We start from the raw sequence: 16554 nt of genomic DNA on the forward strand, positions 1-16554 counted from the left end.
TAGGTTGTTGCGGGAAATATCTTGTTCAAAGGCTTTGCAATGACGCCCGCCGTACGCATGGGGTTGTCGATTTCGGTGGCGACGGGGCTGTACGGCATCTCCTTCGGCGCGCTGTCCGTGGCGGCCGGCCTCAACCTCTGGCAGACCATGGCGCTGAGCGCGCTGATGTTCACGGGCGGTTCGCAGTTCGCCTTCATCGGCGTGGTGGCGGGCGGTGGCAGCGGCATGGCGGCCGTGAGCGCGGCCTCGCTGCTGGGCGTGCGCAATGCCATCTACGGCATGCAGATGAGTCGTCTGCTGGGCGTCCAGGGGCTGCAGCGCTGGCTGGCGGCGCATTGGACGATCGACGAATCTGCGGCCACGGCCTCGGGCCAGGAGGAACTGGCCGAGCAGCGGCGCGGTTTCTGGGTCGCCGGGGCGGGCGTGTTCCTGCTCTGGAATCTGTTCACCTTGCTGGGCGCGCTGATGGGCAACGCGCTGGGCGACACGCGCCGCTTCGGTCTCGACGGGGCTGCCGTGGCGGCCTTTCTCGGTCTGCTCTGGCCGCGCCTGAATGCGCGCGAGCCTGTGGCGTTGGCGCTGGGCTGCGGGCTGGTCACGGCCCTGGCCATACCCTGGGTGCCCGCAGGCGTGCCGATTCTGCTGGCCGCAGCCCTGGGCGCTTTCTGGGGCTGGGTGCGCCCTTCGGAGGCCGAGCAATGACGCTGTCCCTGTGGCAATGGATTTTGCTGGCCTGCGCGCTGGCTTTTGTGACCAAGCTGCTGGGCTACAGCCTGCCCGAGCGCTGGATGCGCAGCCCGCGCATGGCCCAGATCGCGGCCTGTCTGACGGTGGCGTTGCTGGCTTCGCTGACGGTGATGAACACCCTGGCCAGCGGTACGCGCATCAGCCTGGATGCGCGCCTGGGCGCCTTGCTGGTGGCGGCGCTGGCCCTATGGCTGCGGGCACCATTCTTGCTGGTGGTGATTCTGGGGGCCGTGGCTGCGGCGCTGCTGCGCTGGCTGGCCTGAGGTGCCTGCAACGCACTGGCCTTAGACTGCATGGCTAGCCAGGCTCGAGATCGTCAACACGTTCTGAAATTCCATCAACCCAAGGAGGATCCATGAAGTACGAAGACATCGCTCAGGATATGCAGGGGCTGCTCGGCGCGCGCGCCGATGCGCAGCCCAGCCGCCGCACGGCCTTGCGCGCAGCCCTTGGGGCCGGCCTGGGCGTGGGCTATGCCTGCGCCGCGGGCCCGGTCATGGCTCAGACGGCCATCAAGACCCCGGTCGACGGCCTGACGGCAGGCGAGGTCAGCATCGATGTCAAAGGCTTCAAGCTGCCGGCCTACCGGGCCATGCCTGCGGGCAAACAGAATCTGCCCGTGGTGCTGGTGATCTCCGAAATCTTCGGCGTGCATGAATACATTGCCGATACCTGCCGCCGCCTCGCTCGTGCCGGCTATCTGGCGATAGCGCCCGACCTGTTCGTGCGCCAGGGCGATCCCATGGCCTATGCCGAGATGGCCAAGCTCATGAGCGAGGTGATCGCCAAGGTGCCCGATGCCCAGGCCATGGGCGATCTGGACGCTGCCGTGCAATGGGCAGGCACTCAGGGCGGCGACGTCAAGAAGCTGGCCATCACCGGCTTTTGCTGGGGCGGGCGCATCACCTGGCTGTATGCAGCACATGCCCCGCTCAAGGCCGGCGTGGCCTGGTACGGGCGTCTGCAGGGCAACAAGAACGATTTGCAGCCCAGCTATCCGCTGGATCTGGTGGGGCAGCTCAAGGCGCCGGTGCTGGGCCTGTACGGCGGCAAGGACACGGGCATTCCGCTGGAGTCGGTCGAAGCCATGAAGGCCGCGCTCAAGACCGGCTCTGCGGCGGCCAGGGCCTCGGAGTTCGTGATCTTCCCCGAGGCGCCCCATGCCTTTCATGCCGACTACCGCCCCAGCTACCGCGAGCAGGCCGCGCAGGACGGCTGGACCCGCATGCTGACCTGGTTCAACCAGCATGGCGTGGCTTGATGTCTCATACGCTGAAATTTTCGGCCCGGGGGGCTTGACAGCTTTGCTAAGGTGAAAGAAGTCCCGGTGTGCCATGCATGTCATGCGCATCCGGGGCTGACGGTATGGGGATAGTCGCAGGCGGGCCGCGTCGGGCGGCGCATTCTGCGAAAATCCTCAAGATTCGCCTGTAAAAGGTTGCGGTTAAGCCATATAAAGCTATGACATTGGTAGCAATTATTCTGGCCACCCTGGCTGCTGGTATCGGCAGTGTCTGGGTGGCCGCGTTGTTGATGAGTCTGGGAGGGGGACGCACGCCAGGGCTGATGCCCCAGCGTCTGCTGAGCCTGGCTGCGGGAGCCTTGCTCGCCACAGCCTTCATGCATTTGCTGCCCGAAGCGTTCGAGAGCCACGGCAAGTCCCATGATCTGTTCGTGGTGCTGCTGATCGGGCTGGTGTTTTTCTTTCTGCTGTCCAAGGCCGAACTCTGGCACCACGGCCATGAGCATTCGCATGGCGACTCCCACCAGCCTGTTGCCGTGCACCATGCTCACAGTCATGGCCACGACCATCAGCATGGTCACGCCCACCATGACCATGGCGAGCACGCGCATGGTCACAGCCATGGCAAGGGCGGCTGGGCGATTCTGACGGGCGACAGCGTGCATTGCTTTGGCGATGGCGTGCTGATTGCATCGGCCTTCATGGCCGATATCCGCCTGGGCCTGATTGCTGCACTGTCGGTGCTGGCGCACGAGGTGCCTCACCACATGGGCGATATCGTGGTGCTGCGCCAGTCCAGCAGCAATCGCCGCGTGGCGCTGATCAAGGTGTCCATGGCGGGAGCCGTGACCACGCTGGGTGGGGTGGCCGGCTATTTCCTGATCGGTCAGCTGCACGAGCTGCTGCCGTATTTCCTGGTCGTTGCGTCGAGCAGCTTCATCTATGTGGCGCTGGCCGACCTGATTCCCCAGCTGCAAAAGCGCCTGAGCGCCAAGGAAACCGCAGCCCAGGTCTTCTGGCTGCTGCTGGGCATCGTCATCGTGACGGTGATGAGCGGTGCGGCGCACAACCATGGACACGAGCATGAGCACGATCATGGCGCCGAGGTCGGGCATTCGCACGAGCCCGCCCCCGCGCCAGCGGCTGCCCATGAAGCGGCGCACAAGCACGAACATTGATTGCAACTGCAGTCGACAAAAAAACCGGCTTTCAGCCGGTTTTTTCATTCAGGAAATATCTTTCAGTTCGGTCTTGACCGCCGCCAGCTGGCGGCGCGAGACCGGCAGCAGCTCGCTCACGCCCTGCAGGCGCAGGCCCCAGCCTTCGCCTTCCTGCGGGTCGTCATATTTTTCGAGGCCGCGCAAGGCCGCACGCAGCACCAGGGCGTTGCGGTGTATGCGCAGCAGATGCTCGCCATGGCGGGTTTCGAGATCGGCCAGCGCTCCGTCGAGGATGTAGTTGCGCTGCACGGTGCGCACGGTGATGTATTTCTGCTCGGCCTTGAGAAAACGCACTTCGGACAGCGGCAGCCGCAGCGTGCCGCCGCGCTCCTGAATCAGCAGCACGGGGCCGCTGTCCACGACGCTGCGCGTGCTCAGCGCACGTTCTGCCTTCTGCAGCGATTGCTGCAGGCGTTCCAGGCGTACGGGCTTGGTCAGATAGTCCACGGCATCCAGCTCGAAAGCCTGTACCGCATGGCTGGCGTGCGCCGTCACGAACACGATGGCGGGCGGGTTGGCCAATTCCGCCAGGGACGCTGCCAGCTGCAGCCCGTTGTGGCCGGGCATGTGGATGTCCAGCAGCACCAGCTGGACGGGGGCGGGCTGTGCGGCCTGCAGCATCAGCAGGGCCTGGTCGGCATCGGCGGCTTCCTGAATATGGTGGGGGCCATGTGCGCAGTCGCCGAGCAGAGTGCGCAGTCTGGCGCGAGCCAGAGCTTCGTCATCAACGATCAGAATGTGCATGACGGGATTCTCCCGGTTTTGGTGCGCTCTGCTGCAAAGGCACGCTCAGGCGCACCACATACAGCCCGTCGCGCACCTTGGCGCTGAAACTGCCTTGCAGGTCATGCAGCAGCGACAGCCTGGCCCTGACGTTGTCCAGGGCCATGCCATGGCCGGTGCTTTGATGCTCGGCACTGGCCGGCGGCAAGGTGTTGATGATCTGGATCAGCGCTTCGTTGCCGCGCCTTTCGGTGCGTACCTGCAGCTTGCCGCCGCGCGCATTGGGCTCCACCCCATGGCGGATGGCGTTCTCCACCAGCGGCTGCAGCAGCAGCGGCGGCAGCAGCGCTCCATGCACGCTTTCATCGAGCTGCCACTGCATCTGCAGGCGCTCGCCAAAGCGTACCTGCTCTATGGACAGATAGCGCTGGGCCAGCTCTATCTCCTGTGCCAGCGTGGTGGTCAGATGGGGTTCGGCCAACGCATAGCGAAACAGATCGCTGAGATCCTCAAGCAAGGCTTCGGCCTTGGCCGGCTCGGCGCGCACCAGCGCAATCGCGCTGTTGAGGGTGTTGAACAGAAAGTGCGGTCTGATGCGTGACTGCAGCTCGGTGAGACGGGCCTGAGTCTGCGCAGGCGTGTTGCCGCGCGCGCGCAGCACCAGCGCCGTCACGAGCAGCGCGGCCAGCAGGCCTCCCGTGACGGCACTGGCCAGCCAGGGGGCTTTGTCGATGCCGATGAAGAACAGCATGCCGCAGGCATAAAGCCCTGCGAGCGCGCCCAGCAGCACGCCGGCCAGATATTGGCCGCGCGTGTCCAGACGCTGCAACTGGTGCTTGAGGCTGCAGGCGGCGATCAGCCAGACCAGGGTGCCTGGCAGGCAGGCACCGGTGAGCAGAGCAGCGCTGGTAAACCACTCCCAGAGCGAGTCCGCACCATAGATGGCCGCTGTGCCCACCACCACCTGTACAAACAGCACGGCGCGCAGCACCACGCCGGCATTGCAGGCGTCGAACACCAGGACCGGGCGGGCCGAGGCTGGTGTGGCAGCGATGAGCGGTGAGATGGGCACGGGCGGTCTGGAGCAGGACGGTGTTTGGGATGCAGACTGGAGCGAGCTGAAAATGCACCAAGGGCATTCCTGCCGACAGGGCTGCATGCCCGGTCCGAATTGGTGCGAGTCCTGCGATTATTGGCCAGCAGCTGCGCTGCGGCGGCAATTCGCGCGGCATCTGTCGGTTCGATGCATCAGCTTTGTGCTGACTCAAACCGAGGCCGCCGCCCGGCTGGCGGCCTGATAGCGTCTGAGCGACCAGACCAAGCCCGCCAGAATCAGCAGCATGGGGGCCAGTTCCGCGAGCAGGGGCAGGCGCTGTTCATAGAGGAAGTGGTAGGCCAGGGCAAACAGGGTCTCGAACACCAGCAACTGGCCCACGAAGGTGATGGGCAGGCGCTGGCTGGCGGCATTCCACATCCAGTTGCCCAGCCAGGACGAGAGGATGGCCACGGCCAGATTCAACAGCCAGAACAGCTGCCAGCGCTGGGCCGGAATGTCGGGGCTGCCGGCGCCGCTGGCCTCAGGCGATATCAGCCACAGCAGCACCCAGAGCAAGGCGCTGATCAGCCCGACGACCAGACCCCAGAGCGTGGACCACTCCGTGCCGTTGAAGCGGCTTTGTGCCAGGTAACGGGTGTTGTCCAGCGCATAGCGGCTCCAGCAGAGCATCGCCAGCACGGCCATCAGCACGCCCAGCAGATAGCGACCCTGGTTGCCTGCGGGCCCCGTGGTCAGCGCATGGGCGTTGACAAGCACGATGCCGGCCAGAATCAGCACCAAGGGTGCCAGCATGCGGCGCAGTGGAAGTGCACCGCTGGTGTTGCGGCCCAGCAGCGGCACGGTGACGGGAACCAGGCCCACGATCAGCGAGGTCACGGCCATGCCTATCCATTGCACGGCGGTGGCGACCAGGGCGAAATACACCACATTGCCCGTCAGGGCCAGCCAGACCAGATGCCGGATATCGGCCGCTTGCAGCCTGGGCAGCAGCCTGGTGGCCCGGGGCAGAAAAACGCATAAGGCCACCACGCCATAGAGCACGAAGCGGCCAAAGGTGATCTGCAGCGGCGAGAACTCCGGCAGCATGGCCGGCACGAGAAAAATTGCGCCCCAGAGCGCGCAGGCGGCCAGCGCGAAACCGAGGCCGGAAATCAGGGAAGAGCGGGAATGCATGCCGGGCGGCGCATCGGCCGCCTGGGCAGCGGCCGTGAAGGGAAGGTGAGCGAAGACGGCATGATTGTCCGCGAAGGCCAGAAACCGGGTGGCTGCAGCCGGATTTGCCAGTTTGGCAGGGTAAGGCTTGCAGGCCTTATCTATCAATCGCAGGGTGCTATTGAATCGTGAGTGTGTGAGGTGCGAGCAGCGCTTTGTCGCAGTGGCCGGCAATGGCTCTGGGACGCTGTGGCGCCCAAGCCGGGTCAGGCCGATAAAATCCCTGTTTCTGCTTTGCACAGCCGTCACGCCAAACTTCTGCATTGGGCGGCCTGTGGTTTTACGGGATTGTTGCCCTCACATGTCTACATCTGCTCCTTCGCACAACCAGCTCGATTCCAAGGCCGAAGCCTGGTCTGCCCTGTTCTCCGAACCCATGAGCGACCTGGTCAAGCGCTACACCTCCAGCGTGTTCTTTGACAAGCGCATGTGGCAGGCCGACATCCAGGGTTCTCTGGCGCATGCCGAAATGCTGTCGGCCCAGAAGATCATTGCGGCCGAAGATTTCGCCTCCATCCAGAAGGGCATGGCGCAGATCACGGCCGAAATCGAGGCCGGCACCTTCGAGTGGAAGCTGGATCTGGAAGACGTGCACCTGAATATCGAAGCGCGCCTGACCCAGCTGGTCGGCGATGCCGGCAAGCGCCTGCACACCGGCCGCAGCCGCAACGACCAGGTGGCCACCGACGTGCGTCTGTGGCTGCGCAGCGAGATCGACCTGATCGAAGGCCTGCTCAAGGAGCTGCAGCGCTCGCTGGTCGACGTGGCCGCCAAGAACGTGGACGTGATCCTGCCCGGCTTTACCCATCTGCAGGTGGCCCAGCCCGTGAGCTTCGGCCACCATATGCTGGCCTATGTGGAAATGTTCAAGCGCGACGCCGAGCGCATGCTGGACGTGCGCAAGCGCGTCAACGTGCTGCCCCTGGGCTCTGCCGCCCTGGCCGGCACCACCTACCCGCTGGACCGCGAGCGCGTGGCCAAGACCCTGGGCATGGAAGGCGTGAGCCAGAACTCGCTGGACGGCGTGTCCGACCGCGACTTCGCCATCGAGTTCACCGCAGCGGCCTCGCTGTGCATGGTGCACGTGAGCCGTCTGTCGGAAGAGCTGATCATCTGGATGAGCCAGAACTTCGGCTTCATCAAGATCGCCGACCGCTTCACCACCGGCTCGTCCATCATGCCCCAGAAGAAGAACCCCGATGTGCCCGAGCTGGCACGCGGCAAGACCGGCCGCGTGGTCGGGCATCTGATGGGTCTGATCACGCTGATGAAGGGCCAGCCCCTGGCCTACAACAAGGACAACCAGGAAGACAAGGAGCCGCTGTTCGACACGGTGGACACCCTCAAGGACACACTGCGCATCTTCGCCGAGATGATCGGCGGCCAGCTCAACCCCGCCAGCGGCGTCAAGGAAGGCGGCATCACCGTGAATGCCGAGAACATGCGCGCTGCTGCCCTGAAGGGCTATGCCACGGCCACCGACCTGGCCGACTATCTGGTCAAGAAGGGTCTGCCCTTCCGCGACGCCCACGAAACCGTGGCTCACGCCGTGAAGCTGGCCACCATGAAGGGTGTGGACCTGACCGAGCTGCCTCTGGCCGAGCTGCAGGCCTTCAATCCCAACATCGAGGCTGATGTGTTTGAGGCCCTGAGTCTGGAAGGCTCGCTCAACGCCCGCAACACGCTGGGCGGTACGGCCCCGGCTCAGGTGCGTGCGCAACTGGCCAAGCACCAGGCTCGCCTGGCCTGATGGGCCCCGGCACTGTGGCGTAACGTTGACGCCTTGAAAGCGCCCTTTGCCGGGCGCTTTTGTTTTGGTTAGTCTGCAAAAGATAAGGAGAAAACACATGACGCAATCTCGTCGTCAATTGCTGAAAGCCGGTGCGGGAGCGGTTGCAGCATCGGCTCTGGGGCCGCTGGCCTGGGCCTCGTCGGGCCAGCCCATCCGCATTCTGGTCGGCTTTCCGCCCGGTGGTGGCTCGGACGCGATTGCGCGCCTGCTGGCCGACAAGCTCAAGGACGAGCTGGGCGGCGTGACGGTGCTGGTGGAGAACCGCCCTGGAGCCGGCGGCCAGATTGCAGCGCAGCTGCTCAAGGCCTCGCCTGCCGATGGCCATACGCTGTTTCTCACGCATGACCACACCATCTCCATCCTGCCCAAGGTCGTGAAAAAGCCGGGCTTTGATCCGCAGCAGGACTTCATCCCCGTGGCCGGGGTCGCCACTTTCGTGAATGCGCTGGCCGTCTCCAGCAACACGCCGGCCAGGAATCTGGCCGAGTACGCAGCCTGGGCCAGAGGCAGTGCCAAGAACGGCACCATCGGCATTCCGGCGCCGGCATCGACCCCCGAATTTCTGGTCAAGATCCTGGCCGATCACTACCAGCTCGATCTGGTGGCCGCTCCGTATCGCGGCAGCGCCCCGCTGCTGGCCGATATGCTGGGCAATCAGATTCCGGCCGGCATTGCTTCGGTGCCCGACTTCATGGAGAACCAGAAGGCGGGCAAGCTGCGCGTGATCGGCGTGCTTGGCGCCAAGCGCCAGGCCTCCATGCCCGAGGTTCCGACCTTGCTGGAGCAGGGCATCAAGGGCTTTGAAGACATGCCTTACTACGGCATTTTTGCGCCCCGGGGCGTGCCCCAGGCCTTTGTCGAGCGCTTCTCCGCAGCGGTGGGCAATGTGCTCAAGCAGCGTGACGTCTACGCGCAGCTGACGGCACTGGGTCTTACAGTTGGATACATGAATCCCCGCCAGTTGGGGGAGCGCGAGGCCGCTTATTCCAAGGTCTGGGCCGGTATCATTCAGCGCAGCGGTTTCCAGCCGCAGTAGTTTCGCGCGTGCAGCACATGCTCAAGGCCCTGCTTCACCTGTGAGGCAGGGCTTTTTTGCACTCTGCCGCCCCGCACTGCTGCGTCGCTGATTCCAGACTTCAGATTCAAACAGCCAGGGCCGGCTGCATGCCTGCCCCAAAAGGAAGTGACTGTATGACTGTGCCTTATGCAGAGGGAAGGAAGAGGGAGCAGGTCGCGCCGCTATGGCGCGGGCTGCTGAAGGCAGGCCTGTTATGGGGTCTGGCGGCCACGGCGGCGCACGCCGTCGGGGTGCGCCAGTTCAGCCCGCAAGGCGATGTGAGCAAGGTGGGGCAGGTGGTGGTGCAGTTCGATGCGCCTGCCGTGCGCTTTGGCGACCCCAAGGCCGAGGCGCCGGTCAATCTGCAGTGCAGCAATGCCCAGGCCGCCAAGGGCACAGGGCGCTGGAACAGCGAAAAGGAATGGGTCTTCGACTTTGCCCAGAACCTGCCCGCAGGCGTGCGCTGCACGGCCCAGCTCAACCCGCAGTTCAAGAGTGTCTCGGGCGGGGCTTTGACAGGTGCTGCCAGCTATCAGTTCCAGACCGGCGGCCCGCAGGTGGCCCGCATCGCGCCCGACACCTATGAAGAGGTGGACGAGCAGCAGTATTTCGCGCTGCGTCTGACGGGCGCAGCATCCGTCGACAGCCTCAAGCAGCGTGTCTGGTGTACCTCCGAAGGAGTGGGCGAGCGCATTCCCGTGCAGCTGATCGAGGGCAAGGACCGCGAGGCCGTGCTCAAGCAGCGCCACTGGGACAAGGATGCGGCCCAGAATCCGCAGAACTATGCGGTGCTGGCCTGTAACCGCCGCCTGACCTCGGGCAGCAAGATGACCCTGGTCTATGGCAAGGGCGTGGCCATGGCCAACGGCCTGGCCAGCAAGGACGAGCAGCGCTACGAGTATCAGGTGCGCCAGCCGTTCAGCGCCGACTTCAGCTGCGAGCGCGAGAACGCCAATGCCGCCTGTCTGCCGATCCGCCCCATGCGGCTGTCCTTTAGCGCGCCGGTGCCGCGAAAGCTGATCGAGGGCATACGCCTCAAGAGCGGTGCCTCGGCCGTGGCACCGATCATCGAGCAGAACGGCGACAAGCTGGCCGAGGATTCGCTGGTGGATAGCGTGACCTTCCCCGCCACCATGCAGCCGAACTCCAAATATGTGGTGGAGCTGCCGCCGCAGTTCAAGGATGCCGCGGGCCGCACGCTGAGCAATGCCAATATGTTCCCGCTGGCCACGGCCACGGGCAATATGCCGCCGCTGGTGAAGTTTGCTGCCGCGCCCTTCGGCATCGTCGAGCGTTTTGCCGAAGGCCCCAAGGGCCCGGCGCTGCTGCCCGTGACGCTGCGCAATGTGGAGCCGCAGCTTCTGGGCAAGTCGCTGGACGCCAGCGTGGTGCGGACCAAGAAAGGCGGCTCGGATGCCGACATCATCGCCTGGCTCAAAAAGGTCGAGCGCTATGACAGCTATAGCGTGGAGCGCAAGCGCGCTGCGCGTGATGTGAAGGTGCTGCCACCGGTCATCAACGACGACAAGCACTGGGTGCAGACCCGCATGCTGTCGCTGCTGGACGGCCAGAGCCAGACCCAGACGCTGGAGCTGCCCAAGGCTGCCAGGAACGATCCGCGTCCCTTCGAGGTCGTCGGCATCCCGCTGAACCCGGGCTTCCAGGTGGTGGAGATTGCCTCGCCCATGCTGGGCCAGTCGCTGCTCGACGAGGGCTATGGTGCGGGCCGCACCATGTATGTGCGCACCTCGGTGCTGGTGACCAATCTGGCCGTGCACTTCAAGCTGGGCCGCGAAAACTCCGTGGCCTGGGTGACGACGCTGGACAAGGGCAAGGTGGTGCCGGGCGCCACGGTGCAGGTCTCGGACTGCAACGGCCAGGCCATTGCATCGGCCGTGAGCGACGCGCAAGGCATTGTGACCTTCAACGGCCTCAACCCCAATCCGCCCTCCTGCAGCAACGAAGACGGCTACTACCGCAGCAGTTCCTATTTCGTGAGTGCGCGGGCCAAGACCGATGCCGGTGAAGAGCTGGCCTTCGTCTGGAGCAACTGGAACAAGGGCATAGAGTCCTGGCGCTTCAATGTGCCGACCAGCTCCAGCAGCAAGCGCGACGAAGTCGCGCATACGGTATTTGACCGCATGCTGTTCCGTGCCGGCGAAACCGTGTCCATGAAGCACTTTCTGCGTGCCCTGACCGGGCCCGGCAAGAACTCCACGGGCTTTGAACAGACCCAGGACAAGCCCGACCGCCTGACCATCACCCATCTGGGCAGCGGCCAGCGCTTCACCCAGGCCCTGAGCTGGAATGCCAACGGCAGCGCGACCAGCGAGTTTCCCATCTCCAAGGCCGCCAAGCTGGGCGAATATGCGGTGGAGCTGGGCTATACCAATGGCAGCGGCCGCCGCTCCAGCTTCAGCACCGGCATCTTCCGTGTCGAGGAGTTCCGACTGCCCGTGATGGAAGGTCGCGTGGGGCCGGCCGGCAAGGAGCAGCTCTATGCGGTCAGCAGCGTGCCTGCCGAGGTGCAGATCAACTATGTCTCCGGCGGTGCCGCCGCCAACCTGCCGGTCAAGGTTTCGGCGCTGCTGCGTTCCAAGTCGCTCAATTTCGCGGACTGGGATGGATTCAGCTTCAACCCGCCACGCAGCGCCCAGGACATGGGCAGCAGTGACGACGAGGAAAGCACGGCGGCCGACGAGACCAAGGTGGTGGCCGACAAGCTGCCCGTGACGCTGGACAAGAACGGTCTGGGCAAGGTCAGCATCGACAAGCTGCCCAAGTCCGGCGAGCCGCGCGAGCTGCTGATGGAAGCGACCTACGCCGACCCGAACGGCGAGGTGCAGACCCTGCGCAGCACGCGCACCATCTGGCCTGCCGCCGTGGTGGCGGGCGTGCGCTCCGAGAACTGGATCTCGGTGGATCGCAAGCTGCGCTTCCAGGCGCTGACACTGGATACGGCGGGCAAGGCCCAGGCCGGCGTGCCGGTCAAGGTCGAGGCCGTGGCGCGCATCACCACCTCCAGCCGCAAGCGACTGGTGGGCGGCTTCTACAGCTATGACAACCAGACCACGCTCAAGAATCTGGGCACCGTGTGCTCGGGCACCAGCGACAGCCATGGCCTGGTGCAATGCGAGGCCCAGCTGTCCCAGCCCGGCGAGGTGGAGCTGATCGTCAAGGCTGCCGACAAGGATGGCCGCAGCAGCCAGGCCGCGACCTCGGTGTGGGTCACGGGCCAGGGCGAGCTCTGGTTCGGTGGCGAAGACCATGACCGCATGGACGTGCTGTCCGAGCGCAAGAGCTATGAGCCCGGCGAGACCGCGCGCTTCCAGGTGCGCATGCCTTTCCGCCGCGCCACGGCGTTGGTGGCCGTGGAGCGCGAAGGCGTCGTCAGCACCCAGGTGGTAGAACTGACGGGCGAGAACCCCACGGTGGACGTCAAGGTCGAAGACAACTGGGGTCCCAACGCCTACGTCAGCGTGCTGGCGCTGCGCGGCCGCTTGATGGAAGTGCCCTGGTACAGCTTCTTCACCTGGGGCTTCAAGTCGCCGCTGGAATGGTGGCGTGCCTTCTGGAATGACGGCAAGGAATTCATCGCACCGACCTCCATGGTGGATCTCTCCAAGCCTGCCTTCCGTTTCGGCATGTCCGAAATTCGCGTGGGCCTGAAGAGCAATACGCTGGACGTCAAGGTATCCTCGGACAAGTCCAGCTACAAGGTGCGTGGCACGGCCAAGGTCACCATCAAGGCCACGCTGCCCGATGGCAAGCCCGCTGCAGGTGCCCATGTGGCACTGGCGGCCGTGGACCAGGCCTTGCTGGAGCTGATGCCCAACAGCAGCTGGAATCTGCTCGATGCCATGCTGACACGCCGCGAATGGGGCGTGCAGACGGCCACTGCCCAGATGGAGGTGATCGGCCGACGCCACTATGGCAAGAAGGCCGTGCCTGCGGGCGGTGGCGGTGGCCGCAGCCCCACGCGCGAGCTGCTCGACACCTTGCTGCTGTGGAAGCCCGATGTGGTGCTGGACGGCAACGGCATGGCCCTGATCGAGGTGCCGCTCAACGATGCCCTGACCACCTTCCAGGTGGTGGCCGTGGCCGATGCGGGCGTGAGCCTGTTCGGCACCGGCCAGGCGGCGATTCGCACCACGCAGGATCTGCAGATCATCAGCGGCCTGCCGCCGCTGGTGCGCGAGGACGACCAGTTCCGCGCCCAGGTCACGCTGCGCAACACTTCGGCCAAGGCCATGAAGGTGGAGGTCACGCCGCGCGCCACCATGCTGGAGCTCAAGGCCCAGACCGTGGAAATTCCCGCCGGCGAGGCGCGTGAAGTGGCCTGGGACGTGAAGGCTCCGGCCCAGCACTCCGGCACGCGTGCCGAAGTGCTGATCTGGGAGATTTCCGCGCGCGATACCGCTGGCGGTGCCGACGCGGCGCAGGATGCGCTCAAGATCAGCCAGCGTATCGTTCCCGCCGTGCCGCTGTCGGTGCAGCAGGCCACCCTGGTGCAGGTCAACGGCAGCTACAGCGTGCCCGTGAATCCGCCCGCCGACGCGCTACCCGGCCGCGGCGGTCTGCAGATGTCGCTGGTGCCCAAGCTGACCGAAGGTCTGCCCGGCGTGCGCGACTGGTGGGCCCGCTACCCCTACTCCTGCCTGGAGCAGACCACCAGCAAGGCCGTTGGCATGAACAACGCGGAGCTGTGGGGCAGCACCATGGCCCAGCTGCCCAACTATCTGGACGGTGACGGCCTGGCCAACTACTTCCCGCCGCAGGACGGCTCTGCCAGCCGCGGCAGCGACACGCTGACTGCGCATCTGCTCAATATGTCGGCCCTGGCACAGGGCGTTGACAAGCGCTTCGTGATCCCGGCCGCAGAGCGCGCACGCATGGAGGACGGTCTGATCGCGTTCGTGGAAGGCCGCATCCAGCGCAACTTCTGGAGCCCGCGCAAGGATCTGGAAATGCGCAAGCTGGCCGCCATCAGCGCGCTGGCACTGTCGGGCAAGGCCACGCCGCGCATGCTGGACAGCATCAATGCCACACCCAACCAGTGGCCTACGCACACGGTCATCGACTGGGTGATGCTGCTGCAACGCATGAGCGATGCGCCCCAGCGCGACGAGCGCCTGGCCCAGGCCATGCAGATTCTGCGTGCCCGCCTGACCTACAACGGCACGCGTGCCGGCTTCTCGACCGACCAGGACGATGGCTGGTGGTGGCTGATGCAGGGCCCGGACGTGAATCTGGCGCGCCTGATTCTGGCGACCATCAACGATCCGACCTGGACCGAAGACATGCCGCGTCTGGTCAGCGGCTTTATCGCGCGCCAGCAGGCCGGTGCCTGGAGCACGACCACGGCCAACCTCTGGGGTGCTCTGGCGCTGCGCCGCTTCTCGCAGAAGTTCGAGTCCGAGCCCGTGGCCGGCAGCACCGTGGCCAGCATGAACGGCAACGAGGCCAAGGTGAACTGGGCCGAGGTCAGGCGTGCCACGTCCGAGGATGCGCAGGGCACCGCCCACTCCAACAGCGTCTTCGGCGAGCCCGTGCGCGCCGGCGGCCTGATGAACAACACCATGTTCATGCCCTGGGCCAAGGCCGGCAAGGGTCAGCTCAGCGTGACGCAGCAAGGCACGGGCAAGCCCTGGCTGACCGTGCAGTCCGTGGCGGCCGTGGCCCTCAAGGCGCCGTTCAGCGCCGGCTACACCATCAAGAAGACCGTCACGCCCGTGGAGCAGGCCGATAAGGGGCTGTTTGGTGGCGGCCAGTACACGCGCGGCGATGTGCTGCGCGTGACGCTGGAAGTGCAGGCCAAGACCGATATGACCTGGGTGGCGATCACCGATCCCGTACCCACGGGGGCGACCATTCTGGGCGGCGGCCTGGGCCGTGATTCGGAGATCGCGTCCAAGGGCGAGAAGCAGGAGGGTGCCGGCTGGCTGGCCTACGAAGAGCGAAGCTTCGAGTCCTACCGTGCCTACTACCAGTACCTGCCCGCAGGGACGACCAAGGTCGAATACACCGTGCGCCTGAACAATGCCGGTGAGTTTGCACTGCCACCCACGCGTGCCGAAGCGCTGTATGCGCCCGAGATGTTTGGCGAGATTCCCAATGCCAAGCTCAAGGTGGTGATGCCCAAGTAAGCCCTCTGCGGTTTCTCGGCTCTACGCCAAGCCCCGGTCTGCGCCAGCAGCCGGGGCTTTTTCATGCACTGGTGCTATCGATGCAGAAGCTGCTATCGCCTTTGAAAAGGATGATTCAAAGGCATTTCTATCTGAAATCAATGAATGGAAAGCGATAGCAGCTCCTGTTTTTGACAATACCCGGGATGACACGCGGCTGTCATCCAGTCTTTCTAGACTGGCGCGATGTCTTTGATCGAGCTGGAGAACGTCGCCAAATCCTGGGGTGACGCCACGGCCCTGCATGCCGTGAATCTGCGCATTGAACCAGGCTCGTTCTGCGTCCTGCTCGGTCCTTCGGGCTGCGGCAAATCCACCACCTTGCGCATGATTGCCGGGCTGGACATTCCCACCTCGGGGACGGTGCGCATCGATGGTCGCGACGTCACCCATCTGCCGCCTGCGCAGCGCGGCATTGCCATGGTGTTCCAGAACTATGCGCTGTTCCCGCATCTGAGCGTGGCCGACAACATCCAGTTCGGTCTGCAGGTGCGCAAGGTTGGCAAGGCCGAGCGCAGGCAGCGTCTTGAGCAAACGGCCGAGCTGCTGGGGCTGACGCCATTGCTGGACCGTCGGCCAGCCCAGCTCTCGGGCGGCCAGCAGCAGCGCGTGGCACTGGGGCGTGCGCTGGTGGCGCAGGCCAGGGTCTGCCTGATGGACGAGCCGCTGTCCAATCTCGATGCCCAGTTGCGCCAGGAAATGCGCGCCGAGCTGCGCGAGCTGCAGCAGCGTCTGGGGCTGACAGTGGTCTATGTGACCCACGATCAGGCCGAGGCCATGAGCATGGCCGATCAGGTGGTGCTGCTCAACAAGGGCCTGGTGGAGCAGGCCGCCGGGCCGCGTGAAATCTATGCCCGGCCTGCAACCACGTTTGCCGCGCGCTTTATCGGCACACCCGCCATGAACATCGTGGCCCTGCAAGGCAACCGGATTGCCGGCAGCGATGTGGTCGTGGCCCCCGATCTGGTGGCGGGCGGCGCTTATCCGCAGGCACTGGGCGTGCGGCCCGAGGTGATTGCCGTGGCACGCGATGCCGATGGCGCCGTCGAGGGCGATGGCAAGCGCATTCCGGCCACCATGCAGGGCTTTGAATATCTGGGCGCCGATCTGGTGCTGCGCTGCCGGGTGGGCAGCGAGCTGCTGACGGCGCGTGTGCCCGGCCATGCCCATTCCGACCTGCGGCCCGGGCAGGCCGTGTTCCTGTGCTGGCCGCAGCAGGCTGCGCACTGGTTCGATGCGCAGGGCGGGCGCATTCATGTGTGCGGGCAGGCGGTGGAATCCGCCCGCTCCTTGCTGGCCGCAGCCTGAGCCGCCAGCG

At 65.1% G+C, this 16554-nt stretch carries 11 protein-coding genes; 8 read left to right on the plus strand and 3 right to left on the minus strand.

Going from position 1 to position 16554, the window contains the following annotated elements; translation table 11 throughout:
- Nucleotides 1-39: 39 nt before the first annotated feature.
- The 4 genes from ACLBXN_RS02370 to ACLBXN_RS02385 all read left to right on the plus strand — a co-directional run bounded on the left by ACLBXN_RS02370 (nt 40) and on the right by ACLBXN_RS02385 (nt 3168).
- The gene (locus tag ACLBXN_RS02370) at nt 40-702 is read left to right on the plus strand and encodes an AzlC family ABC transporter permease (protein WP_167005884.1); all 663 of its coding nucleotides are present in this window, start codon (nt 40-42) and stop codon (nt 700-702) included.
- Nucleotides 699-1010 (plus strand): AzlD domain-containing protein, encoded by a 312-nt coding sequence (locus ACLBXN_RS02375; protein ID WP_003076747.1) that lies wholly within the window; start codon nt 699-701, stop codon nt 1008-1010. Before ACLBXN_RS02370 ends, ACLBXN_RS02375 begins: the two co-directional genes overlap by 4 nt.
- Before the next feature lie 92 nt (nt 1011-1102).
- Nucleotides 1103-2008: a dienelactone hydrolase family protein gene (locus ACLBXN_RS02380; protein ID WP_407715222.1), complete on the plus strand. Its 906-nt coding sequence runs from the start codon at nt 1103-1105 to the stop codon at nt 2006-2008.
- 200 nt (nt 2009-2208) lie between these two features.
- Entirely contained in the window at nt 2209-3168 is a 960-nt protein-coding gene (locus ACLBXN_RS02385) for a ZIP family metal transporter (RefSeq protein WP_447610998.1), read from the plus strand.
- 48 nt (nt 3169-3216) lie between these two features.
- On the opposite strand, the gene ACLBXN_RS02390 is transcribed toward ACLBXN_RS02385, so the two are convergent.
- From ACLBXN_RS02390 to ACLBXN_RS02400, 3 genes are all read right to left on the minus strand, one after another.
- Nucleotides 3217-3954 (minus strand): LytTR family DNA-binding domain-containing protein, encoded by a 738-nt coding sequence (locus tag ACLBXN_RS02390; RefSeq protein ID WP_343676192.1) that lies wholly within the window; start codon nt 3952-3954, stop codon nt 3217-3219.
- Entirely contained in the window at nt 3935-5005 is a 1071-nt protein-coding gene (locus ACLBXN_RS02395; protein ID WP_211457611.1) for a sensor histidine kinase, read from the minus strand. The genes ACLBXN_RS02390 and ACLBXN_RS02395 overlap by 20 nt, the downstream gene beginning before the upstream one ends.
- Nucleotides 5006-5197: 192 nt before the next feature.
- Nucleotides 5198-6163 carry a DMT family transporter gene (locus ACLBXN_RS02400; RefSeq protein WP_447610999.1) on the minus strand — a complete coding sequence of 322 codons (966 nt, stop codon included), beginning with the start codon at nt 6161-6163 and terminating at the stop codon, nt 5198-5200.
- Between the two features lie 340 nt (nt 6164-6503).
- Between ACLBXN_RS02400 and argH the strand changes: the two genes are divergently transcribed.
- From argH to ACLBXN_RS02420, 4 genes are all read left to right on the plus strand, one after another.
- Nucleotides 6504-7952: an argininosuccinate lyase gene (argH, locus tag ACLBXN_RS02405; RefSeq protein WP_087084859.1), complete on the plus strand. Its 1449-nt coding sequence runs from the start codon at nt 6504-6506 to the stop codon at nt 7950-7952.
- A gap of 97 nt (nt 7953-8049) precedes the next feature.
- Nucleotides 8050-9030, plus strand: coding sequence for a Bug family tripartite tricarboxylate transporter substrate binding protein (locus ACLBXN_RS02410; protein WP_003058151.1), 981 nt, complete (start codon nt 8050-8052; stop codon nt 9028-9030).
- 155 nt (nt 9031-9185) lie between these two features.
- A complete protein-coding gene (locus ACLBXN_RS02415; RefSeq protein ID WP_447611000.1) occupies nt 9186-15197 on the plus strand; it encodes an alpha-2-macroglobulin family protein in 6012 nt (2003 codons plus the stop codon).
- A 225-nt stretch (nt 15198-15422) separates the two neighbouring features.
- Nucleotides 15423-16544, plus strand: coding sequence for an ABC transporter ATP-binding protein (locus ACLBXN_RS02420; protein ID WP_447611001.1), 1122 nt, complete (start codon nt 15423-15425; stop codon nt 16542-16544).
- Nucleotides 16545-16554: the final 10 nt, after the last annotated feature.

Source organism: Comamonas sp. C24C (genome assembly GCF_053345995.1).